This window comes from Bacillus sp. NS1, assembly GCF_058248265.1.
On sequence record NZ_JBZAZF010000003.1, the window covers coordinates 1 to 22,784 of the forward strand.

General features: G+C 44.7%; 18 protein-coding genes and 7 tRNA genes. 19 read left to right on the forward strand and 6 right to left on the reverse strand.

The annotated features are described in order from the left end of the window. The first annotated feature begins 1 nt into the window (after position 1). The 12 genes from AC4CV5_RS10440 to glgP all read left to right on the forward strand — a co-directional run bounded on the left by AC4CV5_RS10440 (position 2) and on the right by glgP (position 8,783). A tRNA-Phe gene (locus AC4CV5_RS10440) sits at positions 2–77 on the forward strand. A 21-nt stretch (positions 78–98) separates the two neighbouring features. Then, positions 99–174: transfer RNA gene (locus AC4CV5_RS10445), tRNA-His, on the forward strand. 11 nt (positions 175–185) lie between these two features. Beyond that, a tRNA-Gly gene (locus AC4CV5_RS10450) sits at positions 186–259 on the forward strand. Positions 260–274: 15 nt separating this feature from the next. Then, a tRNA-Ile gene (locus AC4CV5_RS10455) sits at positions 275–351 on the forward strand. Between the two features lie 18 nt (positions 352–369). Beyond that, a tRNA-Asn gene (locus tag AC4CV5_RS10460) sits at positions 370–444 on the forward strand. A gap of 4 nt (positions 445–448) precedes the next feature. Continuing rightward, a tRNA-Ser gene (locus AC4CV5_RS10465) sits at positions 449–539 on the forward strand. Positions 540–568: 29 nt separating this feature from the next. Next, positions 569–640: transfer RNA gene (locus AC4CV5_RS10470), tRNA-Glu, on the forward strand. Between the two features lie 232 nt (positions 641–872). Then, complete coding sequence (gene glgB / locus AC4CV5_RS10475; RefSeq protein ID WP_490922717.1) at positions 873–2,756, forward strand: 1,4-alpha-glucan branching enzyme; 1,884 nt, start codon at positions 873–875, stop codon at positions 2,754–2,756. After that, positions 2,753–3,895, forward strand: coding sequence for a glucose-1-phosphate adenylyltransferase (locus AC4CV5_RS10480; RefSeq protein ID WP_166849246.1), 1,143 nt, complete (start codon positions 2,753–2,755; stop codon positions 3,893–3,895). The genes glgB and AC4CV5_RS10480 overlap by 4 nt, the downstream gene beginning before the upstream one ends. 22 nt (positions 3,896–3,917) lie before the next feature. Next, positions 3,918–4,949, forward strand: coding sequence for a glucose-1-phosphate adenylyltransferase subunit GlgD (gene glgD, locus AC4CV5_RS10485; protein WP_490922718.1), 1,032 nt, complete (start codon positions 3,918–3,920; stop codon positions 4,947–4,949). After that, a complete protein-coding gene (gene glgA, locus AC4CV5_RS10490; RefSeq protein WP_490922720.1) occupies positions 4,946–6,400 on the forward strand; it encodes a glycogen synthase GlgA in 1,455 nt (484 codons plus the stop codon). Before glgD ends, glgA begins: the two co-directional genes overlap by 4 nt. Next, positions 6,387–8,783: a glycogen phosphorylase GlgP gene (gene glgP / locus AC4CV5_RS10495; RefSeq protein WP_490922721.1), complete on the forward strand. Its 2,397-nt coding sequence runs from the start codon at positions 6,387–6,389 to the stop codon at positions 8,781–8,783. The genes glgA and glgP overlap by 14 nt, the downstream gene beginning before the upstream one ends. Positions 8,784–8,812: 29 nt before the next feature. On the opposite strand, the gene AC4CV5_RS10500 is transcribed toward glgP, so the two are convergent. Next, positions 8,813–9,280, reverse strand: a complete 468-nt coding sequence (locus AC4CV5_RS10500; protein ID WP_326221150.1) for a TspO/MBR family protein — start codon at positions 9,278–9,280, stop codon at positions 8,813–8,815. Between the two features lie 97 nt (positions 9,281–9,377). After that, positions 9,378–10,451, reverse strand: a complete 1,074-nt coding sequence (gene cotI / locus AC4CV5_RS10505; protein ID WP_490922722.1) for a spore coat kinase CotI — start codon at positions 10,449–10,451, stop codon at positions 9,378–9,380. A gap of 189 nt (positions 10,452–10,640) precedes the next feature. On the opposite strand from cotI, the gene cotSA reads away from it, so the two are divergent. The 3 genes from cotSA to AC4CV5_RS10520 are packed head-to-tail and all read left to right on the forward strand — an operon-like array spanning position 10,641 to position 13,268. After that, positions 10,641–11,774 (forward strand): spore coat protein CotSA, encoded by a 1,134-nt coding sequence (cotSA, locus tag AC4CV5_RS10510; protein WP_166849264.1) that lies wholly within the window; start codon positions 10,641–10,643, stop codon positions 11,772–11,774. A gap of 14 nt (positions 11,775–11,788) precedes the next feature. After that, positions 11,789–12,844: a spore coat putative kinase CotS gene (gene cotS, locus AC4CV5_RS10515; protein ID WP_373923848.1), complete on the forward strand. Its 1,056-nt coding sequence runs from the start codon at positions 11,789–11,791 to the stop codon at positions 12,842–12,844. Position 12,845: 1 nt separating this feature from the next. Then, a complete protein-coding gene (locus AC4CV5_RS10520; protein WP_490922723.1) occupies positions 12,846–13,268 on the forward strand; it encodes a hypothetical protein in 423 nt (140 codons plus the stop codon). Positions 13,269–13,341: 73 nt separating this feature from the next. On the opposite strand, the gene AC4CV5_RS10525 is transcribed toward AC4CV5_RS10520, so the two are convergent. Genes AC4CV5_RS10525 through AC4CV5_RS10535 form a run of 3 tightly spaced genes read right to left on the reverse strand, consistent with a single transcriptional unit; the run spans position 13,342 to position 16,801 of the window. Then, positions 13,342–14,565, reverse strand: a complete 1,224-nt coding sequence (locus AC4CV5_RS10525) for a glycosyltransferase family 4 protein (protein ID WP_490922724.1) — start codon at positions 14,563–14,565, stop codon at positions 13,342–13,344. A 2-nt stretch (positions 14,566–14,567) separates the two neighbouring features. Beyond that, complete coding sequence (locus AC4CV5_RS10530) at positions 14,568–15,518, reverse strand: NAD-dependent epimerase/dehydratase family protein (protein WP_222143398.1); 951 nt, start codon at positions 15,516–15,518, stop codon at positions 14,568–14,570. After that, positions 15,515–16,801, reverse strand: a complete 1,287-nt coding sequence (locus AC4CV5_RS10535) for a UDP-glucose dehydrogenase family protein (RefSeq protein WP_166849294.1) — start codon at positions 16,799–16,801, stop codon at positions 15,515–15,517. Before AC4CV5_RS10535 ends, AC4CV5_RS10530 begins: the two co-directional genes overlap by 4 nt. A gap of 171 nt (positions 16,802–16,972) precedes the next feature. Between AC4CV5_RS10535 and AC4CV5_RS10540 the strand changes: the two genes are divergently transcribed. Continuing rightward, positions 16,973–17,776: a UTP--glucose-1-phosphate uridylyltransferase gene (locus AC4CV5_RS10540; RefSeq protein WP_222143397.1), complete on the forward strand. Its 804-nt coding sequence runs from the start codon at positions 16,973–16,975 to the stop codon at positions 17,774–17,776. 23 nt (positions 17,777–17,799) lie between these two features. On the opposite strand, the gene AC4CV5_RS10545 is transcribed toward AC4CV5_RS10540, so the two are convergent. Further along, positions 17,800–18,519 carry a yteA family sporulation protein gene (locus tag AC4CV5_RS10545; RefSeq protein ID WP_166849299.1) on the reverse strand — a complete coding sequence of 240 codons (720 nt, stop codon included), beginning with the start codon at positions 18,517–18,519 and terminating at the stop codon, positions 17,800–17,802. Positions 18,520–18,810: 291 nt separating this feature from the next. On the opposite strand from AC4CV5_RS10545, the gene AC4CV5_RS10550 reads away from it, so the two are divergent. Genes AC4CV5_RS10550 through menH form a run of 3 tightly spaced genes read left to right on the forward strand, consistent with a single transcriptional unit; the run spans position 18,811 to position 22,777 of the window. Then, positions 18,811–20,226 (forward strand): isochorismate synthase, encoded by a 1,416-nt coding sequence (locus AC4CV5_RS10550; RefSeq protein WP_490922725.1) that lies wholly within the window; start codon positions 18,811–18,813, stop codon positions 20,224–20,226. Further along, complete coding sequence (menD, locus tag AC4CV5_RS10555; RefSeq protein ID WP_490922726.1) at positions 20,223–21,965, forward strand: 2-succinyl-5-enolpyruvyl-6-hydroxy-3-cyclohexene-1-carboxylic-acid synthase; 1,743 nt, start codon at positions 20,223–20,225, stop codon at positions 21,963–21,965. Before AC4CV5_RS10550 ends, menD begins: the two co-directional genes overlap by 4 nt. After that, the gene (menH, locus tag AC4CV5_RS10560; RefSeq protein ID WP_166849309.1) at positions 21,953–22,777 is read left to right on the forward strand and encodes a 2-succinyl-6-hydroxy-2,4-cyclohexadiene-1-carboxylate synthase; all 825 of its coding nucleotides are present in this window, start codon (positions 21,953–21,955) and stop codon (positions 22,775–22,777) included. The genes menD and menH overlap by 13 nt, the downstream gene beginning before the upstream one ends. Positions 22,778–22,784: the final 7 nt, after the last annotated feature.

A 22,784-nucleotide genomic window follows, 5' to 3' on the forward strand; every position in this document is an offset into this window, starting at 1 on the left:
AGGCTCGGTAGCTCAGTTGGTAGAGCAACGGACTGAAAATCCGTGTGTCGGCGGTTCGATTCCGTCCCGAGCCACCATTTATTCATATATATATTTTGGCGGTTGTGGCGAAGTGGTTAACGCACCAGATTGTGGCTCTGGCATTCGTGGGTTCGATTCCCATCAATCGCCCCAAATATAAAATTGCGGGTGTAGTTTAGTGGTAAAACCTCAGCCTTCCAAGCTGATGTCGTGGGTTCGATTCCCATCACCCGCTCCATTTCTATATTGTCATGGGCCTGTAGCTCAGCTGGTTAGAGCGCACGCCTGATAAGCGTGAGGTCGATGGTTCGAGTCCATTCAGGCCCACCATACCATGACCTTTAATATTCCACAGTAGCTCAGTGGTAGAGCTATCGGCTGTTAACCGATCGGTCGCAGGTTCGAATCCTGCCTGTGGAGCCATATTGGAGAAGTACTCAAGTGGCTGAAGAGGCGCCCCTGCTAAGGGTGTAGGTCGCGTAAGCGGCGCGAGGGTTCAAATCCCTCCTTCTCCGCCATAAGATTTCGATATAAGTTCTCAACCATCGGCCCGTTGGTCAAGCGGTTAAGACACCGCCCTTTCACGGCGGTAACACGGGTTCGAATCCCGTACGGGTCATCCAAAAAACCTTGCATATCCTGCAAGGTTTTTTATTTTTTATAAATCCTGATATGTCATAGACTTCATTCTTTATTAAATATATAGCAACAAAAATCTCCATATATTTCGTTTTTCTCCGGAAAATGAAGTTAATTGTCAATAAGTATAAGCGCTTTCATGAAAGGGCTTTTTTTTATTTCTCCGAATAAATACTATAAATGAAAACTATGATGTCAGAAAGGATGATTACATGGCCGCTGCCAGCCCTACAGCACATGATGTTTATCTTTTTCACGAAGGCAGTCTGTTTAAAAGCTATCAGCTGTTTGGCTCGCATTATCGCGAGCTGAATGGCCAAAGCGGATATGAATTCTGTGTGTGGGCGCCTCATGCGTCAGAAGTAAGAGTGGCTGGGGATTTTAACAGCTGGTCAGGAGAACAGCATGTGATGCAGAGAGTGAACAATAATGGCATTTGGACGTTGTTTATTCCAGATTTAGGAGAAAAGGAACGATATAAATATGAAATCGTGACAAATAGCGGTGAGATCAGGCTGAAGGCAGATCCATATGCTTTTTATTCAGAAGTCAGGCCAAATACAGCGTCACTTACTTACGATTTGGCAGGATACAACTGGCTAGATCAAAATTGGCAAAAGAAACAGAAGGCCAAGACGCTGTATGAGAAACCTATATTCATTTATGAACTTCATCTCGGTTCCTGGAAGAAACATTCTGATGGCAGGCATTACTCCTATAAAGAATTAGGTGAGTCGCTTATTCCTTATATCAAAGAGCATGGGTTTACACATATCGAACTGCTTCCGGTGTATGAGCACCCTTATGATCGTTCCTGGGGATATCAAGGAACGGGTTATTATAGCCCGACAAGCAGGTTTGGCACGCCGCATGATTTGATGAAGTTCGTGGATGAATGCCATCAAGAAAACATCGGAGTCATTCTGGATTGGGTCCCCGGACATTTTTGTAAAGACGCACATGGTCTTTATATGTTTGATGGAAAGCCACTTTATGAATATCAAGAAGAACGTGACCGGGAGAATTGGCTATGGGGTACGGCAAATTTTGACCTTGGAAAACCGGAAATTCATAGTTTTTTAATTTCTAATGCGTTGTACTGGGCGGAACTCTATCATATAGATGGATTTAGGGTTGATGCTGTGGCTAATATCCTGTATTGGCCAAATCAGGAGGAACGCCATACGAATCCATATGCTGTTGAATTTTTAAAAAAACTCAATCAAACCATGAGAGAGGCATATCCTCATGTCATGATGATTGCGGAAGATTCCACGGAATGGCCTCAAGTGACAGGTGCCGTTGAGGAAGGGGGGCTCGGTTTTCATTTTAAATGGAATATGGGCTGGATGAATGACGTACTGAAATACATGGAGACACCGCCAGAAGAAAGGCGGTATTGTCATCAGCTTATCTCTTTTTCATTACTATATGCGTTTAGTGAACATTTTGTATTACCGTTTTCTCATGATGAAGTCGTATACGGAAAAAAATCACTTCTTAATAAAATGCCTGGCGACTATTGGCAGAAATTTGCCCAGTATCGGCTTTTGCTCGGTTATATGACGGCTCATCCCGGAAAGAAATTGATTTTTATGGGATCAGAATTTGCTCAATTTGATGAATGGAAAGATACAGAACAGCTAGATTGGTTTTTAGACTCCTTCCCCATGCATCAGAAAGCCAGCGTTTTTACGCAAGATCTTCTCCGCTTTTATCAAAAAAGCAAAATCCTTTATGAACATGATCATCGTGCACAATCGTTTGAATGGATTGATGTCCATAATGACGAACAATCAATCTTTTCTTTTATTCGTTATGGCAAAAGGCACGGTGAGGCGCTTGTCATCATTTGTAATTTTACTCCCGCGGTCTATCATCAATATGATGTTGGAGTTCCTTTCCTTACACAATACATCGAGGTGCTGAACAGCGACAGTGAAGCTTATGGAGGCTCAGGACAAATCAACAAAAAGCCGTTAACGGCCAAAAAGGGAGCTCTTCATCATAAACCATGTTATATCACGATGACCATCCCACCTTACGGCATTTCGATTTTACGGGCGGTTAAAAAAAGAGGAGAGATAAAAAGATGAAAAAACAATGTGTAGCCATGCTCCTTGCCGGCGGGAAGGGCAGCCGTCTCAGCGGATTAACAAAAAATATGGCCAAACCGGCTGTATCTTTCGGGGGAAAATACAGGATTATTGATTTTACCCTCAGCAATTGTTCCAATTCAGGCATAGACACAGTCGGGATTTTAACACAATATCAGCCGCTTGAGCTGAATTCCTATATTGGCATCGGCAGTGCATGGGACCTTGACAGATATAATGGCGGCGTGACGGTTTTACCCCCTTATGCCGAGTCATCAGAAGTCAAATGGTATAAAGGGACGGCAAGCGCCATTTATGAAAATCTCAATTATTTAAATCAGTACGATCCTGAGTATGTGCTGATTTTATCAGGAGATCACATATACAAAATGGACTACGGCAAAATGCTTGATTTTCACATTGAAAAGAAAGCGGATGTGACCATCTCTGTCATCGAGGTGGGCTGGGAGGAAGCAAGCAGGTTTGGCATCATGAAAACCAATGCAGATGGGATGATCACACATTTCGATGAAAAACCCAAATTCCCTAAGAGCAATCTTGCCTCAATGGGAATTTATATATTCAATTGGCCGCTTTTGAAACAGTATCTTGAGATGGACGACCGGAATCCTTATTCAAGCCACGACTTCGGCAAAGACATTATTCCTCTGCTTTTGGAGGAGAAAAAGAAGCTTTCTGCTTATCCGTTCAAAGGATATTGGAAGGATGTCGGAACAGTACAGAGCTTGTGGGAAGCCAATATGGATTTGTTAAAAGAGGAATCGGAGCTGAAGCTGTTTGAACGGAAGTGGAAAATTTACTCCGTCAATCCGAATCAGCCTCCGCAATTTATTTCATCTGACGCACAGGTACATGATTCGCTTGTGAACGAAGGCTGTGTTGTGTATGGAAATGTGTCTCATTCCGTTCTTTTTCAAGGTGTTACTGTCGGTAAGCATGCGAATGTCACATCGTCAGTCATTATGCCGGATGTGACGATCGGCGAGCATGTAGTGATTGAAAATGCTATCGTTCCTAAGGGTCTGGTGCTGCCGGATGGCGCAGTGATCCGATCCGAAAACGACATTCGGGAGGTGCTGCTTGTTTCAGAGGAATTTGTAGAAAAAGAATTGATCTAATACTGAAGAGGGGGCAGAGTCAGTGTTCAATAATCAAATGTTAGGTGTTATAGATGAAACCACATATAAGCATTCTCTTCAGGATTTAACGGCACAGCGGTCGCTGGGGGCGATCCCTTTTGCCGGGAGGTACCGTCTGATCGATTTTATGCTTTCCAACATGGTGAATGCGGATATTAGGAGTGTTGCGATTTTTCCGAAGTATCGCTATCGTTCGCTTATGGATCATCTTGGAGCGGGCAAGGAATGGGATTTGCATCGAAAAAGGGATGGCCTCTTTTTTTTCCCGTCCCCACACCTTCACCAAGAATACGATGAATTCGGTTCGTTTCGCCAGTTTTCCGACCATCTTGATTACTTCCACAGGAGCACACAGCAATATGCAGTCATCTCCAACAGCCATACAGTATGCAACATTCAATTTCAGTATGTGCTGAAACGCCATCAGGAGGTTGGCTGCGACGTCACCGAGGTATTTCAGGACGGCCAGTCGCTGCAAATCTATATCATGTCTACAACGCTTTTAAAGGATCTGATCTACGGGCATAGTGAAAAAGGCTATAAAACCATTCAGGAGGCTGTTGAAAAGGAATCCTCCTCCTTGACCATTTGCCCTTATGAATATTCGGGTTATGCGGCTGTCATTGATTCGGTGGAAAAGTATTATACGCACAGTATGGAGCTCATACAGCCTCGTTATTGGCAGCAGGTGTTTTTGCCGCAGCAGCCGATCTATACAAAAGTGAAGGATGAGCCGCCGACGAAATACGGAAAACACAGCACTGTCAAAAATTCTTTGGTGGCAAACGGCTGTGTGCTTGAAGGAGAGGTTGAAAACTGCATTTTGTTCAGGGCGGTTCATGTCGGAAAGGGTACGAAGCTGAAAAACTGCATTATTATGCAAAAAACGCAGATTGGCGAAGATTGCCTGCTTGAGCAGGTCATTTCTGATAAGGACGTTAAAATCGGCAATGAGACTGAGGCTGCGGGAACAGCTGAGCAGCCGCTTGTATTAAGAAAAGGTTTGGTGCAAGGAGAGCTGATGAATTCTTGAAGGTATTATTTGCTGTTTCTGAATGTACTCCGTTTGTTAAGTCAGGAGGTCTAGCCGATGTAGCCGGAGCTCTGCCAAAGGCACTTGCACGATTAGGGAATGAAGTAGCTGTGATGCTTCCGAAGTACAGCCAAATACCTGAGCGATGGAAGAAGCGCATGGGAAAAACGGCTGAGTGTACGGTAGCCGTCGGCTGGCGTCAGCAATATTGCGGAATTGAACATATGGCCGAAGATGATGTGAATTATTATTTCATCGACAATGAATATTATTTTAATAGGGATTCGTTGTACGGGCATTATGATGATGGTGAACGGTTTGCCTTTTTTTCAAGAGCTGTGCTGGAAGCCGCCGAAGCTATAAATATTCAAGCTGATATTGTTCATACTCACGACTGGCATACAGCGATGGTCAATTATTTGCTGAAGGAGGAATACAAAAAGCATCCTTTTTATGAGCAGATGAGAAGCGTGTTCACAATCCACAACCTGCAGTTTCAAGGCATATTTCCGCCTGATGTCACTCATGACTTGCTAGGGCTTGAGATGGATCATTTTCATTATGAAAGGTTAGAATGCAACGGATTTGTTAATTTTATGAAGGCGGGCATCATTGCGGCTGATCATGTAACAACTGTGAGCCCCACTTACAGAAATGAAATATTGACGCCGTATTACGGTGAACAGCTTGAGCAGGTTTTGCGATATAGAGAAAATGATGTAACCGGTATATTAAACGGCATTGATGATACTTTCTATCAGCCGAAAAGCGATCCCTATATAGAGGCGCATTACGATTCGGAGCATCTTGCATGCAAGGAAGAAAATAAAACGAAGCTTCAGCGGCGGATGGGGCTTCCAGAGCGAAATGATATTCCTCTAATCAGTATGGTGACAAGGCTCACGAAACAAAAGGGGCTTGATCTTGTTCGCAGAATTATGCACGAACTTCTTGAGGAGCAAGACTTGCAGCTGATTGTGCTGGGCACAGGTGAACGTGAATTTGAAGATTATTTCCGGTATGCAGAATTTGCTTTTTATGAGAAGTGCCGAGCGTATATTGGGTTTGACGAGCCGCTTGCCCATCAAATTTATGCGGGCTCTGATATGTTTTTGATGCCTTCGAAATTTGAGCCGTGCGGCTTGGGTCAGCTCATTGCTCTCCAATATGGCGCCATTCCAATCGTCAGGGAGACGGGCGGTCTTTACGACACTGTCCGTTCCTATCAGGAGGAAGAGGGAACGGGCAATGGCTTTACGTTTTCAGCTTTCAATGCGCATGATCTGAAATTTACGATTGAGAGGGCGCTGTCGTTTTATCGCCAAAAGGATGTATGGAAGAGCATCATGAAGACCGCAATGAATGCAGATTACAGCTGGGAGAAGTCAGCTAAAGAGTATCAGCGCATTTTCGAGCATGTGACAAGGAGTGGACGGGATGTTCTCGAGTAAAGAACGCTTTGCAGCCTTATTTTTGAAGCGTCTGGAAATGACGTGCGGAAAAAGCTTCAAGGACTCTGCCAAACTGGATCAATATAAAACGTTGGGCAATATGGTCAGAGAGTATATCAGCGCTGATTGGATCCAGACGAATGAAAAAAGCAGGTCCAATTCCGGGAAGCAGACATATTATTTGTCAATCGAATTTCTGCTGGGTCAGCTCCTTGAACAAAATTTAATGAATCTTGGCGTTCGTGATGTTGTAGAAGCTGGCTTGAAGGAAATCGGCATTCATTTAGAGGAGATCCTTCAAATGGAGAGTGATGCAGGTCTCGGAAACGGCGGACTTGGGCGTTTGGCAGCTTGCTTTTTAGATTCTCTCGCTTCATTGAATTTACCGGGGCACGGGATGGGTATTCGTTATAAGCATGGCTTGTTTGAACAAAAAATTGTAGACGGGCATCAAGTGGAGCTGCCTGAGCAATGGCTGAAAAACGGGAATGTATGGGAAGTAAGAAATGCGGATCAATCAGTTGACGTGCCGTTTTGGGGCGAGGTGCATATGACAGAAAAAAACGGGCGTCTGCATTTTCGCCACGAGCAAGCTACAATTGTTACCGCTGTTCCTTATGATATCCCGATCATCGGCTATAAAACGGGCACCGTCAACACGTTAAGGCTTTGGAACGCCGAGCCCTATGCGCATTATCACGGCGGTAATATTTTGTCTTATAAGCGGGAAACAGAAGCGGTTTCTGAATTCTTATATCCCGATGACACCCATGATGAGGGGAAAATTTTACGGCTGAAGCAGCAGTATTTTTTAGTATGCGCAAGCTTAAAAAGCATTGTGAACAACTACCGAAAAACACATAAATCTTTATCCGGCCTGCATAAAAAAGTGAGCATTCATATTAATGACACTCACCCTGCGCTTGCGGTGCCTGAACTGATGCGGATTTTGCTCGATGAAGAGAACATGAGCTGGGAAGAGGCCTGGCATATCACCGTACATACGATTTCTTATACAAATCATACGACATTGTCAGAAGCGCTTGAGAAATGGCCGATTCATTTGTTTAAGCCGCTGCTCCCACGAATGTACATGATTATTGAAGAGATCAATGAAAGGTTTTGCCGTGCGGTGTGGGAAAAGTATCCGGGAGACTGGAAAAGAATAGAGGACATGGCGATTACGGCGCATGGTGTTGTCAAAATGGCTCATCTGGCTATTATAGGCAGTTATAGTGTAAATGGCGTTGCCAAAATTCATTCCGATATTTTAAAGGAAAGGGAGATGCGCGATTTTCATTTGCTGTTCCCAAATCGTTTTAACAATAAGACGAATGGAATTGCCCACAGGCGCTGGCTGCTAAAAGCGAATCCCGGCTTGTCTGCTATCATCACGGAGGCGATCGGCAATGAGTGGGTCAAACAGCCGGAATCACTGATTCGCTTAGAATCGTATGCCTCTGATCCTGCTTTCATTGAACAGTTTCAAAACAACAAAAGCAGGAAAAAACAAGAGCTTGCCGATTTGATTTTTTGCTCGGCGGGGGTGGTTGTGAATCCTGACAGCATATTCGATGTTCAGGTGAAACGGCTTCATGCATATAAACGGCAGCTGCTGAATGTTCTGCACATTATGTATTTGTATAACCGTCTCAAGGAGGACTCCGGATTTTCAATCTACCCGCAAACCTTTATTTTCGGGGCAAAGGCTTCACCAAGCTATTATTATGCCAAGAAAATCATTAAGCTGATCCACTCTGTCGCGGAAAAGGTCAACTATGATCCGGCAGTCAAACAGCTGATCAAGATTGTTTTTTTGGAAAATTACGGAGTTTCTATGGCTGAGCGGATTTTTCCGGCGTCAGATGTAAGTGAACAAATTTCAACCGCAAGCAAGGAAGCATCTGGTACAGGAAATATGAAGTTTATGATGAACGGCGCTTTGACCATCGGCACGCATGACGGCGCAAATATTGAGATTCTTGAGCGGGTGGGGTCTGAATGTATTTATACATTTGGTTTAAAGGCAGATGACGTTCTATCGTACCAGGAAAACGGCGGCTATAGATCGAGGGAATATTATCAGCATGACCGCAGAATCAGACAAGTAGCAGATCAGCTGATCAACGGTTTTTTTGAAGGGGAAGCAGATGAATTTGAATCGATCTATGACTCGCTGCTCCCGCATAATGATGAGTATTTTGTACTTAAGGATTTCAGCTCATACGCAGATGCGCAGGAGCGTATTCAAGCTGATTATCGCGATCGGCGGAAATGGTCTGAGCGTTCGATTTTAAACATTGCCCATTCTGGATATTTCTCAAGCGACCGCACGATACAGGAATATGCGAAAAATATTTGGGGAATCCAGCCGATGATGTGAAAAAGCCGCTGTATAAGCGGCTTTTTTGTTTACAAATTCATTGAATAGATTGTAAAGGATAAGAACGTCGCAAATGCACTCCATAAAAAATAAGGCAATAGAAGATAGCTTGCAGCTCTGTTGTATTTTTTCGCTACGATCATTAATATGAGTGCTGTGATCGCGACAAGCAGGCAGTCAATCGATGCAGCCAGCAGATTCTTTTGGGTAAATTGAAAATAGCTGAAAGACTGATTAAGCACATAATTAATCAAAAGTGTAAGCCAAAAGCTTTTCGCATCTTTAAATGAAAACGCGGCATACACAATGGCAGCTGAAAGGGAGATCAGGGCAAACAGGATGGCCCAAATGATGCCAATCACAGATCCGGGTGGCGTCCAGTCTGGTTTTTTCAGTGAATTGTACCATTCTTGGTCAATTGGAAACAGATAGTCTGCGGCTGAAAACAGCGCATATGTAATCACAAAAACCGCGATGGCGCCGATAATCTTCTTCATATTTGAACCTCCGTATGTATTTATTTTACATTTGTACTTACCCTTACCCTTTATTTTATAAAAATCAAACCCCCGATATGCGGGGGAAATGATGGTCTTAGATCAGCTGCTGCAATGCGTTCGCTTTAATGCGTTCATATTCAAATGCTGACTCTAATTCTTCCTTCGGTAAAGCAGACTTGCGGACATATTTTTCGCGAATGACGTCGTAAAGCTCATAAGGAAACAGCATATCAATAAACATGACTTGTTTTTGTTCGTTAGTTAATGGGGCCCTGGATTCGTATGCGTTCAGCATGACATGAAATGTTTCTTCATCCCAAACGCCCGTCGTATCTAAAAGCGGAATAATCATTTTGCGCAAATCTCGAATAGGAAGATCAAATGATACGGTATCCAAGTCGATGACCCAAATTTGTTCATTTTCCCCCAAGAGGGTATTTCCGGTTCCGTAATCCTGGTGGCAAAGGTTAGGGCTTTTTTTCAGCTGTTCAGTCCATGGCACATAGGACGATTGCAAAAGCCGGTCTTTGATGCGCAGTCCGTCTTGAATAAAGCTGTCTATCTCCTGAAGATAAAGCTGTGAGAAAGGATCTTCTTTTTCCTTCTCCGCCATCAGCTTCCACGTTTCCATCTGTTTGCATCGTTTCGTGTAGTGATTCGGCCAGCGTCCTAATTTGGTAAACACTGGAACTCCATTTGGCGGCTGATACCCGACGGAAGCGATGTGGAAATCAGCAAGGCCTTTCATGATAAACTCCAAATCCTGCTTTACAGTCAGCTCAAACGGTCTTCCTTCGATCCAGTCATATACGACAAATAGAAAGGAGCCATGCTTGGAATATAGGCTGCCTTTTTTGTTCGGGAGTATGCCGGGAACGTTCATTCCTTTTTTTGCTAAATAATCTTGTGCGAAAATGGAAAACAAGGCTTTCTTTTCGGGCCTGTGTATTCGTTTCAGACAAACCGCTCCGGATCCTGTGTGTACCTTCCACACAAGCGCCATCTGGTTTCCTTGAATGACGTCTATTTTTTCAGCCTGCACATCCCATCCTTGAAGCACATTTTCAGCCAGTTCGGTTAACTTTCTTTCTTCTTCTGCTGATAAAGGAAGCTCTGATGAATTCCCCTCCTCAATGACTTCTTGGTTTTCTGCCATTAAAGGACACATCCTTACCTGTTTTACTCCTACATTATGAATCAAAAGAAAAAAATGATTGAGATATTTGACTATATTTGATAGAAGAATCTGGTTGTTTACCCGTTTTGTTTTTAGGGCAGTCCTATTCCGCACAAGTTGGTTGTTCAGCCGTATCATGATTCTAACTAGTTAAAAATCATGCAGGAATGGAGGCTATGTATGAAAATAGCACTGATCGCCACAGAGAAGCTTCCTGTTCCCTCGGTTCGAGGAGGCGCCATTCAAATTTACCTCGAAGCAGTTGCCCCTTTGATTGCTAAGAAACACGAGGTGACTGTGTTTTCTATTAAAGATCCAAATCTCGCTGATAGAGAGACGGCAGACGGAGTCCATTATGTGCACTTGGATGAAGACCGTTATGAAGATGCTGTTGGGGAAGAGCTGAAAAAGAGCCGTTTTGATCTTGTGCATATCTGTAATCGCCCAAGCTGGGTGCCGAAACTGAAGAAACAGGCACCAGACGCTGTTTTTATTTTAAGCGTTCACAATGAAATGTTCGCTTACGATAAAATCAGCAAGGCAGAAGGCGAGATATGCATCGATTCTGTAGCACAGATTGTTACGGTCAGTGATTATATTGGCCGGACGATCACAAGCCGTTTTCCGTCAGCACGATCAAAAACAAAAACGGTGTATTCCGGTGTGGACTTGAAGACATACCATCCCCGCTGGACGAAAGAAGGACAGCGGGCTCGCGAAGATATGCGAAGCGAGCTGGAACTTCACGGTAAAAAAATTGTCCTGTTTGTCGGCCGGCTCAGCAAAGTAAAAGGCCCGCACATTTTATTGCAGGCGTTGCCGGACATAATCGAGGAGCATCCCGATGTCATGATGGTGTTTATCGGGTCAAAATGGTTCGGAGATAATGAATTAAATAACTATGTCAAACATCTTCATACCCTTGGTGCGATGCAAAAGGATCATGTGACATTTATTCAATTTGTGAAGCCAAAGGACATTCCTCGCCTTTATACCATGTCAGATGTATTTGTGTGCTCTTCGCAGTGGCAGGAGCCTTTAGCGAGGGTGCATTATGAAGCGATGGCTGCGGGACTGCCTATTATTACAAGCAATCGGGGAGGCAATCCAGAGGTCATAGAGGAAGGGAAAAACGGCTACATCATTCATGACTTTGAAAATCCTAAACAATACGCTGGATATATCAATGATTTGCTCAGCAGCTCGGAAAAACGGGAACGGCTTGGGAAATACAGCCGTCGTGAGGCAGAAAACCAATTCGGCTGGCAGAGAGTGGCGGAAAATCTGCTCAGCGTGTATGAAAAGAACAGATAGAAGGGGTGAACAGAGTGTACCAAAAAGAGCATGAAGAACAGATTGTGTCCGATATCCTCAGCTATTATCCATTCCATATCGATCATGTGGCGCTGAAATCAAACAAAAGCGGGCGCAAAATCTGGGAGATACAAACCGATCAAGGCCAAAAGCTATTAAAAGAAGCGCAGATGAAACCGGAACGGATGCTTTTTATCACCCAGGCACATGCCCATTTACAAGAAAAAGGGCTGCCAATTGCGCCGATTCATCAAACAAAAAATGGAGGGAGCTGCTTAGGCACGGATCGGGTTTCTTACAGTTTATATGACAAAGTGACAGGAAAAGAAATGATTTACTATGATGCAGAGCAGATGAAAAAGGTTATGTCGTTTGCCGGCCGTTTTCATCATGCGTCAAAAGGATATGTTTGTACAGATGAAAGCAAGAAAAGAAGCAGGCTCGGCAAATGGCATAAATTATACCGGTGGAAACTGCAAGAGTTGGAAGGGAATATGCAGATCGCAGCATCTTATCCAGATGACTTATTTTCGCAAACTTTCTTAAAACATGCAGATAAAATGCTGGCAAGGGGAAAAGAAGCCCTGCAAGCGCTTGATGAGTCAGAGTATGAAAATTGGACAAAAGAAACGCTCGAACAAGGCGGATTCTGTTTTCAGGATTTTACATTGGCGCGTTTGACTGAGATCGACGGGGAACCTTTTTTAAAAGAGCTTCACTCGATTACCTACGATTTGCCGTCAAGAGATCTGCGCATCCTTCTAAATAAAGTCATGGTTAAGCTTTCTGTATGGGATACCGATTTTATGGTAGCACTGCTTGCAGCCTATGATGCAGTGTATCCGCTCACAGAAAAACAGTACGAGGTGCTATGGATTGATCTCGCGTTTCCGCATTTGTTTTGTGCAATCGGCCATAAATATTATTTGAAGCAAAAGAAAACGTGGTCAGATGAGAAGTACAATTGGGCGCTGCAAAATATGATTTCTGTTGAAGAATCTAAAGATTCGTTTTTGAATAAAATGCCGGAGCTGTATAAAAAAATAAAAGCGTATCGGGAGGCGAATTGACATGAGGTCTTCGAGACAAAAAGCCTCCATTTCTAAACTCGATCTCGACCAATTCGTATTTACACCGCCCGGATCGATGGGATGGCAGGCACATGACACAAGCTCAGCTGAGAAGGAAGAAGAGGAAAAGCATTTGGCAGCGGGCAGTATCAGAGAGCTCCCTAACATCAATGCACCAAAAGAATTTCAAAAAGAGACGAAGGGAAAGGAAACAGACCACAAAGTTATGGATGAAGAGGAAACGAAATCCGAAACCATTCGTGAGTTTGAGGAGGAGCCAGATACCAAACGTTCAGCGTCTCCAATTGAAGAGGAGGATGAAGAACCAGAATTTGTGGAGGAAGCTAGAGTGGAAATTATTGTTCTTCCAAGTGAATCCGCACCATCTCCATGGTTTTCTCAAACTGTAAAGCGCAAGGCATAAAATCACATTTATGCCTTTTTTCATGCGCTTTGCAGCGAAAAAAAAGCCCGTATTGCAGCACGAGCTGTAGGTTTTATGATTTTGCTTTCACAAAAAGCTGATTGATAAATGATAAATCAAGGTTTTTCGTTAGAAGAGGCGGCGAAAATTGTTTGTTTTCCGGTGTCAGAACGGATTGGTAAACGGCATTGAGCCTTTTGGCAGCATGGGTAAAAGTAAATGAAGATTCTACATTGTGCCGGCCGTTTTTTGTGATTTTGTTCATTAATTCCTGGTCTGTAAAGGCTCTGTCAATTGCTTTCGCAAATGAAGAAGGCTTGTTGTAGCTGTCGATGACAAGGCCGTTGACTTCGTGTTTTACAACTTCCCCGTTTCCGCCCCGGTTTGTGGTAATTAAGGGCGTGCCGGCCGCCATTGCTTCATAATTCACACGGGCAAGGGGTTCATTCCACTGAGAGCTGCACACAAATACATCTGCCATCAGAAAGAGGTTTGGAATGTCGTCTGCGGGGATGAATTTCGTAAAAATCACATGGCCTCTGTATGGCAGCGCGAGCTTGCGCAGATAGGTTACATACTGGTTTTCACCGTCATCGCTGAACCACTTCCCGCCTGCTATGACCAGTACAGCGTCGGGATGCTGCTGCAAAATCCGTTTCATGCTGTGAATGAGAAGATGAGGCCCTTTTGTCGGGCTTAAACGGCCGGCGAATAAAATGACTTTTTTATCCTCAATGCCATATTTTTTCCGGTATGTTTCTCTGATAGCTGAACCCTTCATCGTCCAGGCAGGCGGATAGGAGCGGATGTCAACGCCGGAGTATACGACTTGTGTAATGTCCTCGGCTTCGGGGAACCGTTCAATAACGGTTTGTTTAATAAATTCGCTGACGGTTGTGATCATTGAGACATTGTCGAGTACTTCTTTTCCTTGCGCGAAGGTCATCTTTTTTTCTGAAAACATTTCGTTATGCAGGCTCAAAACAATCTTGCTGTTTGGTGAAGCTTTTTTATATAAAGAGACATTCAAAGGCCTATTGAACACATGAATAAGGTCAAAGGAAGAGGCTCGCAGCTCCTTCGCTACCGCCTCGCGGTAATGCTCTTTTGGCAGATGAATATAATGTACGCCGTCTTTCGTTTCGTTTTTTGGAAGTGATGGATCTTCTATTGAATAAATGGTCAGATCGTACCGGCTGCTGAAGTAGGGCGTGACACCGTCAATCATCATTTGAATTGCGCCGCCGCGTACCGCGGGCGCCGGCAGCTTTTCTGTACAGATAAAGGCAAGCTTCATTTTCATTCCCCCTGATACAGCGACGTTAAATAGGCGATTTCGTTGGCCAAGCCATCCTTTAAGGACGTGGCGGGATCGTAATGTAAGAGCTGTTTTGCTTTTGAAATATCCGCCCACGTTTTGCTTGGTTCCCCTGCTATTTTATCCGAAAAGTGCAGTGTTGCTTTTTTACCGGAAATGTCTTCAATGAGGGAGACAACCTTTAAGACTGAGGCACGCTCTGCGCCGCCGATATTCACCGTTTCACCAATAAGATGGGGATTCCCAAGAACAGCGGTGATGCCTTTAACACAGTCGCCGATATAGGTGAAATCTCTTGACTGCTGCCCATCACCGAAGATGGTGAGCGGCTTTTGCTGAAGGTGCTGCTTGATAAGCCGGTGAAAAGCCATGTCCGGCCGCTGTCTCGGCCCGTATACGGTAAAGAATCGGAGAATCACAATCGGAATGCCAAAGCTATGTTGATACACATGGCAAAGCTTTTCTCCCGTAAGCTTTGTGACGCCGTACGGAGATAAAGGGGAAAGCGCCGCGTCTTCACTGACCTTCCCTTGTTTATCGCCATAGACTGAAGAGGTGGAAGCAAAGACGAATGTTTTAATCGGATGTTCCCGGCAGGCCTCAAGGAGCCTCTGGAGCGCTTGTATATTATGTGCGGCATATGGGTGGAAATGATCGCCCCAGCTTGAACGGACACCTGGTATGGCTGCCAAATGGAAGATGATATCCACTCCATCCAGCAAGGGGGAAAGATCTGCTGTCAGCAGATTTTCCTTTATGAACGTAAATCGTTTTTCTGGCAGCAGGGCTTCAAGGTTTTTGAATTTTAAAGAAAATGGAGTCGGACCAATAAAGTCGTCGATTCCGATAATGTCAAGTGTCTTATCCTTCAGCAATTCTTCGCAGAGATGAGAGCCGATAAATCCCGCTGCACCTGTAACAAGTATTTTCATGGGCGACCAACTCCTGTGCAGATTAGGCCGCAGTCCTCGAGAAGTTCTTTTTTCAGTACGTTGCGCCCGTCGATCACAAGACGCCCTCTCATGATGCTTGCAGCCTTTTTCCAATCTAATGCTAAAAATTCAGGCCATTCTGTTGCCAAAAATAAAAAATCACTCTCTGTTATTGCATCAATAGCTTGAGATTGCTGAGTCACCAGTTGCCGCAAATGTTCTGGAAGAACAGCTTCCGGATCATATGCATGAACATGGCATCCCAGCTCTGTCAGCCTTTCCATCAGCCTGACGGCTTGAGAATTCCTGATGTCATCGGTATGCGGTTTGAAGGAAATGCCGAGTACAGCAGCTTTTTTGCCGTGAAGTGTATCGAAGAATGACTTTATTTTTTTGATATACAGGCCGAGTTGGGTGTCATTGATGTGCTGCACAGCTTGCAGCAGGTAGGTCTCCGTGTTTTTTTCTTGAGCAGCAAATTGCAGCGCCTGCAGATCCTTTGGAAAACAAGAGCCGCCGAATCCGATGCCGGCCTGTAAAAAGTGTGCTCCGATTCTCGGGTCTAGCCCGATGGCGCGGGAAATATCTGAGATATCTGATTGATAGGCTTCACATATGCGGGCCATTTCGTTAATGAATGAAATTTTCGCTGCTAAGAAGAAGTTATTGGCATATTTGATGAGCTCTGCTCCTGCTAAGCTTGTAATGATATAAGGGGTGTCAATGTGTTTGTAAATGGATTTGATGATTGCTGCTGATACGTGATCTCCTTCCTGAACACCGATGACTGTTTTGTCAGGATGCAGCATGTCATACAAGGCGTTGCCTTCCCGCAGAAACTCCGGATTGGATACGATGTTAAACAAGTTTTCGGACACTCCGGAGGCAATCAGCTGTTTTGCTATTTTTTCATTTGTCCCGGGCGGAACAGTGCTTTTCGTAATGATGGTTTTATACGATCCGATTGCCTGGCTCAAATCGCTGATGACGGATTCCAGTGCCTTCGTATCTGCTGATCCGTCCGAACGTGGAGGGGTTCCGACTGCGATAAAAATGACGGGGCATTCCTCCATGCTCGATTTCACTTCAGAAGAAAACGAGAGATTGCCGCAATGATGTAGTGCATCTGAAAGCCCAGGCTCGTAAAAGGGAATGTCTCCATTTTTTAGCTGCTCGATTTTTTTGACGTCTTTGTCTGTGCATATCATGTCATGCCCAATGGATGCCAGTGCCGCTGATAGGGTTAAACCGACATATCCGGCGCCAATTACACAAATTTTCATCACCTGAGCTCCTTTACAAGATTACTGGTCATATATCAATATCCTATTAAAAAAGGGCTGGTTCGTGATTCCGCTTTCTGCCCAGTTGCATCCGCCTAATTTCGGATGTACAAACATCGGGGGGCGCTCTTGGAATATCATGTAATAAACATGAGCTGAGGGGAAAATAACATGATAAAAAAAGCGATCATTCCTGCCGGCGGATTCGGAACGAGGAATCTGCCGGTGACGAAGGTGATTCCGAAAGAGATGTTTCCGGTAGGATCTAAGCCTGTGATTCACTATATTGTTGAAGAGCTGAAGGAGTCAGGCATTGAAGATATTTTAATGGTTGTATCAAGCCAAAAAAATTTGATAGTCGACTATTTTGATTCCTCTTTGGCGCTTGAAGCTTTTCTGGCCTCCCGGCATAAACTGCATTTACTCAGTGAACATCAGATTCCGGATATACGGATTCATTATGTGCGGCAGCCTTATGCAAAAGGTCTTGGCGACGCGATTTCTTTGGGAAAACAATTTGCAGGCGGAGAATCCTTTGCCGTCGTTTTACCCGATGATCTGATCTTTACTGCTAATCAGCCGGCTTTGGGTCAGTTGATTGAAGCGCATACAAAATATCAGTGCAGTGTGATCGGCTTAAAAGAAACAAAAACGGAGAATTTGCACCATTACGGTGTGATAAAAGGAGAGGCTGTTGAAAAAGGGCTTTATCGCATTCAGGATATTGTGGAAAAGCCTAAACAAAACCCGCCTTCTCATTTTGCCGCAGCAGGACGTTATATTTTTACACCGGATATTTTTGAGAAGCTGGAGACATCAGAAGCTGATGCCGGAGGAGAAGTGCAGCTAACGGATGCGATTAAAGCTTCACTTGGGGCATGCGATGTTTATGGGAAATTGCTGGAGGGCAAACGGTATGACATCGGACTGCAAAAGGATTATCTGAAGCTGATTACCGAGATGCTGAAAACGTAAAAGAACCCCCAATAAGCGGGGGTTCAATCAGCGTGGAGATCGCCGAATGTTGTCATGATTCCCTCTTCATCGAGTTCTTCCTCATAGCGCTCATGAGCTCTGCTTTGATAAACTGTAATTTCTTTGCCTGTGATATCTGTTGCGATGAAATTTTCGTACGACTCTGTATTGCCAATATTTTCTTCGGCATTCATCGTCATATCATCATAGCTGAGCGGAGGGTTTTCCATATCCTGAGGTGTTTGCGAGTTTCCGTATTTTTCGACGTCCTGGTAGGAATCTTCACTGTCATAGGGCGCTCTGATTTCTTCATCATCGTCAAATTCAAATTGTCCGAAAGGTGTTTCTTCTTCGATCGGACGGTCTTTGGAAACGACATCCTGTGACGAATATTCTGCGAGCGTCGTGGCAGTTGGAAGCGCTTCAAGACGGTCATAAGGGATTTCCTTTCCGCTGACTTCACAAATACCGTACGTACCGTTTTCAATCGCTTTCAATGAATGCTCAATGTCCCGGAGATGCTCCCGCTCATGTAAGTCGAGAGCGATGTCTTTTTCACGCTCGTAAAGTTCGGTTGCATGATCTCCGGGGTGGTTATCATAAGCTGAAAGCTCACCCATTGAATCATAAGGAAAGGCTGAGTTAAGCTGAAAATGGTCATTGTCTTTGAAACGGTTTAAGATATCTTCTTTTGTTTGTTCCAGTTCATGTTTTAAATGTTGCAGCTGGTCTTTTGTAAGCAATGTGATCGCCTCGTTTCTCTGTGATGCATACCTTTAGTATGAACAGATCGTCTGAGAACTTTCATAAATGGCCTGTGGAGAAATATAGGAGATTTCCCTTATATGGTAAGCGGATACAACCTTTGCTATCAGTGGAGAAAATAATTTAAGGTTTGTTTCTTTTTCATTTCTGAAATTAGGTTTATAATAGGTAAGGCAGGCCATTTGGACTGCATGATCTGTGTGTTTGACACAAAGGAGACACAGGTGTATGGTATTAAAAGCATTTTAAGGATTATGGAGGAATGTCTCATGGTGACAACGGTGCAGCGTACGTTCCGAAAGGAAGTTCTACATGCATTACATAAAGCCAAAGAAGTCAACCATGCTGTCTTAATAAGCTATTCGAGACAAATCGAGTCTCTTGACCCTCTATCATTTTTCAATTACGGAGCAAAAAAATATACAGGCAATCGATTTTTTTGGTCAGATCCTGAAAGTGAATTGACAATAGTCGGTCTTGGCAAAGAAGCGGTTTTCCAGACAAATCAAAAAAACAGCGAGCGGTATCGCGAGGTTTCTAAACAATGGGAGCGCTTTAAAAAGACGGCTTTTCATATTTATGAAGAAGAAAAGCTGCAGCATTCTGCAGTGGGACCAGTGTTATTCGGAGGATTTTCTTTTGACCCTTGCGAAGAAAAAGGTACACAATGGAACCATTTCTCGGAAGGGGATTTCTTTGTGCCTGCGCTTATGCTTACGATGACTGCCGAAGGCCCGTTCTTAACAGTCAACAGATGGGTAAGCGAAGAGGAAGATGCAGAGGCAGTGTTGGAAGGTTTGAAGGCTTTTGCAGCCGAATTTATGGTTTCCGACTTAAATCAAGAAGATCAGGCTGTGATTGCAGCAGCTCAAGAGCTGGATAAGGATGATTGGCTGAAAGCAATCGAAACGGCAACAAAGCAAATTAAAGAGAAACAATATAATAAGGTGGTTCTTGCCCGAGAGCTGCTGCTCATGTTTGACGGCCCGGTCCAAATTGAACCGGTTCTTAAAACACTTCTGAACGATCAGCAGACAAGCTATGTTTTTGCAATCGAACAGGAAGGAAAAACCTTTGTCGGCGCGTCTCCGGAAAGACTGATCAAAAGAGACGGCAGCACTGTTATGTCTTCTTGTCTGGCAGGCTCCATTAAACGCGGCACGAATGAAGAAGAAGATCGCCGCATAGGCCTTGAGTTATTAAACGATGAGAAAAATCTGCTGGAGCACGATATTGTTGTAGGCATGATTCATAACGCTTTTGTATCAAGCTGTTCGGAGGTTGAAAAGCCTGATGGACCTGTATTGTACAAAACGAAAAGCGTTCAGCATTTATTTACGCCGATTGTCGGGCAGCTTCGTGAGTCTGCTTCGCTTTTTGACTTAATTGAGAAACTGCATCCCACACCGGCGCTTGGGGGAGCGCCTCAGAAAAAAGCTGTTGAAGTGATCAGAGATATCGAACCGCTGTCCCGCGGCTGGTATGCGGCACCTATCGGCTGGATTGACAGCCAGGATAACGGGGAATTCGCAGTGGCCATCCGTTCCGGACTGATCGAGGGCAGTACAGCAAGGCTGTTTGCCGGATGCGGCATTGTGGAAGACTCAGACCCGCAATCGGAATATGAGGAAACACAGATTAAATTGAAGCCTATGATCTCTGCATTAGGAGGTGAGAGGCGTTGACAGCCAACCCAATTACTCATTATATTGGAAGTTTTATTGATGAATTCGCCCTTTCCGGGATTACGGATGCCGTCGTTTGTCCGGGCTCAAGATCCACACCGCTGGCTATTCTTGCAGCTGCGCATCCCGATATCAGCATTCATGTCCAAATAGATGAAAGATCTGCCGGATTTTTTGCTTTAGGGCTGGCAAAAGCGAAGCAGCGTCCCGTGCTTTTGATCTGTACATCAGGAACAGCCGCGGCCAACTTTTATCCGGCTGTGATTGAAGCCCATTATTCAAGAGTGCCCATTATTGTGTTAACTGCTGATCGGCCTCACGAGCTGCGCGAAGTAGGCGCACCGCAGGCTATTAATCAGCACTTCTTATTCGGTAACTTTGTTAAGTTTTTCACAGACTCTGCTCTTCCTGAAGAGTCTCCGCAAATGCTGAGATATATTCGAACGCTGGCCGGCCGCGCCGCCGGGGAAGCACAAAAGCGCCCAATGGGACCTGTGCATGTGAATGTGCCGCTGCGTGAACCGCTGATGCCGGATCTTTCAGATGAACCGTTTGGAAGAATGAGAACAGGGCGTCACGTTTCTGTGAAAATGGGTACGCAGTCTGTTGACCGCGAATCCCTTTCTGAGATGGCTGCAATGCTGGCAGAGGCTGAAAAAGGAATGATCGTCTGCGGAGAGCTCCATAGTGATGCGGATAAGGAAAACATTATTGAGTTGTCAAAGGCGCTTAAGTATCCGATTTTAGCGGATCCGCTGTCTAATCTGCGAAACGGTGTTCATGATAAAAGCACGGTCATTGATGCGTATGATTCATTTTTAAAAGATGATGAGCTTAAGTCGAAACTTCGTCCTGATGTTGTCATCCGTTTTGGACCGATGCCTGTTTCAAAACCGGTTTTCTTATGGCTCAGAGATGCTCCGGCAATTCAGCAGATTGTGATTGACGAGGATGGAGGATGGAGAGATCCCACACAGGCAAGCGCGCATATGATTCACTGCAATGCATCTGCTTTTGCTGAAGCAATCATAGCGGAACATGCTGATATGACCAGATCATCAGAATGGCTGGAAAAGTGGCAGTTTGTCAATGAACGGTTCCGTGCGCATCTGCAAACAATCAGCAGTAAAGAGGTTTCGTTTGAAGGCAATCTCTATCGAATCCTTCAGCATCTTGTGCCTGAAGACAGTTCTCTGTTTGTCGGTAACAGTATGCCGATCAGGGATGTTGATACGTTTTTTGAAAAGCAGGAACGCAATTTTCGGATTTATTCAAACAGGGGCGCAAACGGGATAGACGGTGTCGTCTCCTCTGCCATGGGGGTATGTGAAGGAACAAAAGCACCTGTTACCCTCGTGATTGGAGATTTATCTTTTTATCACGATTTAAACGGACTGCTGGCTGCCAAAAAGCTGGGCATTCCTCTTACTGTTATTCTCGTGAATAATGACGGCGGAGGGATTTTCTCATTTTTGCCGCAGGCTTCTGACAAGACACACTTTGAAGATTTGTTCGGCACGCCGACAGGGCTCGATTTCAAGCATGCGGCTGCACTATACGGCGGAACATATTCATGTCCTGCCTCGTGGGATGAATTCAAAGCAGCTTACGCACCGCAGGCAGACAAGCCCGGGCTACATTTGATAGAAATCAAAACGGATCGCCAATCGAGAGTTCAGCTCCATCGCGATATGCTTAATGAGGCTGTGCGGGAAGTGAAAAAACAATGGGAACTGTAAACATAGCTGTTTCAGATGGTGTCCAATATGCTGTGACAGACGAGCGGCCGAATGCTTCCGAAGCCGTCGTCTGCCTGCACGGGTTTACCGGCAGCAAACAATCATGGACTTTTCTTGATGGACTGCTGCCTGATTTCCGGTTGATCAAAATTGATTGTTTAGGGCATGGTGAAACCGATGCCCCACTGAATGGGAAAAGATACAGCACAAGCCGGCAAGTTTCTGACCTTGCCGAGATTTTTGATCAATTAAAACTTCACAAGGTGAAATTGATTGGGTATTCTATGGGAGGCAGGCTTGCTTATTCTTTTGCGACGGCATATCCCGAACGGGTATCGGCACTTGTGCTTGAAAGCACAACACCGGGGCTTAAAACGCTTGAGGAACGGCGGGACCGGATCATGCGGGACCGGAAGCTTGCTGATTTTATTTTGAGTGATGGGATCAATGCTTTTGTGCAGTATTGGGAGAACATCCCTTTGTTTTCATCCCAGCAGCGGCTGGGTGAAGATATTCGGCACAGGATACGGTCTGGCCGTCTGCGAAACAATAAGATTGGGCTTGCAAATAGTTTAACGGGTATGGGCACTGGTTCACAGCCGTCCTTGTGGAACCGTGTAGAAGAAATAGCCGTACCCGTGCTTCTGATCTGCGGAGAATGGGACGAAAAGTTTTGCGCCATCAATCAAGAGGTGCATAAGAAGCTTCCATCTAGTAGAATAGAGATTGTTCCAAAAGCCGGCCATACGGTCCATGTGGAACAACCGCGATTTTTTGGTAAAATAGTGAGTGAGTTTTTGACAAGCATCTGACACACTC

Bases quoted from the DNA above. Each gene is read 5' to 3' on its own strand.
- glgB (WP_490922717.1), top strand. From the start codon at position 873: ATGGCCGCTGCCAGCCCTACAGCACATGATGTTTATCTTTTTCACGAA.
- AC4CV5_RS10480 (WP_166849246.1), top strand. From the start codon at position 2,753: ATGAAAAAACAATGTGTAGCCATGCTCCTTGCCGGCGGGAAGGGCAGC.
- glgP (WP_490922721.1), top strand. From the start codon at position 6,387: ATGTTCTCGAGTAAAGAACGCTTTGCAGCCTTATTTTTGAAGCGTCTG.
- AC4CV5_RS10500 (WP_326221150.1), bottom strand. From the start codon at position 9,280: ATGAAGAAGATTATCGGCGCCATCGCGGTTTTTGTGATTACATATGCG.
- cotI (WP_490922722.1), bottom strand. From the start codon at position 10,451: ATGTGTCCTTTAATGGCAGAAAACCAAGAAGTCATTGAGGAGGGGAAT.
- cotSA (WP_166849264.1), top strand. From the start codon at position 10,641: ATGAAAATAGCACTGATCGCCACAGAGAAGCTTCCTGTTCCCTCGGTT.
- AC4CV5_RS10520 (WP_490922723.1), top strand. From the start codon at position 12,846: ATGAGGTCTTCGAGACAAAAAGCCTCCATTTCTAAACTCGATCTCGAC.
- AC4CV5_RS10525 (WP_490922724.1), bottom strand. From the start codon at position 14,565: ATGAAGCTTGCCTTTATCTGTACAGAAAAGCTGCCGGCGCCCGCGGTA.
- AC4CV5_RS10530 (WP_222143398.1), bottom strand. From the start codon at position 15,518: ATGAAAATACTTGTTACAGGTGCAGCGGGATTTATCGGCTCTCATCTC.
- AC4CV5_RS10535 (WP_166849294.1), bottom strand. From the start codon at position 16,801: ATGAAAATTTGTGTAATTGGCGCCGGATATGTCGGTTTAACCCTATCA.
- AC4CV5_RS10540 (WP_222143397.1), top strand. From the start codon at position 16,973: ATGATAAAAAAAGCGATCATTCCTGCCGGCGGATTCGGAACGAGGAAT.
- AC4CV5_RS10550 (WP_490922725.1), top strand. From the start codon at position 18,811: ATGGTGACAACGGTGCAGCGTACGTTCCGAAAGGAAGTTCTACATGCA.
- menH (WP_166849309.1), top strand. From the start codon at position 21,953: ATGGGAACTGTAAACATAGCTGTTTCAGATGGTGTCCAATATGCTGTG.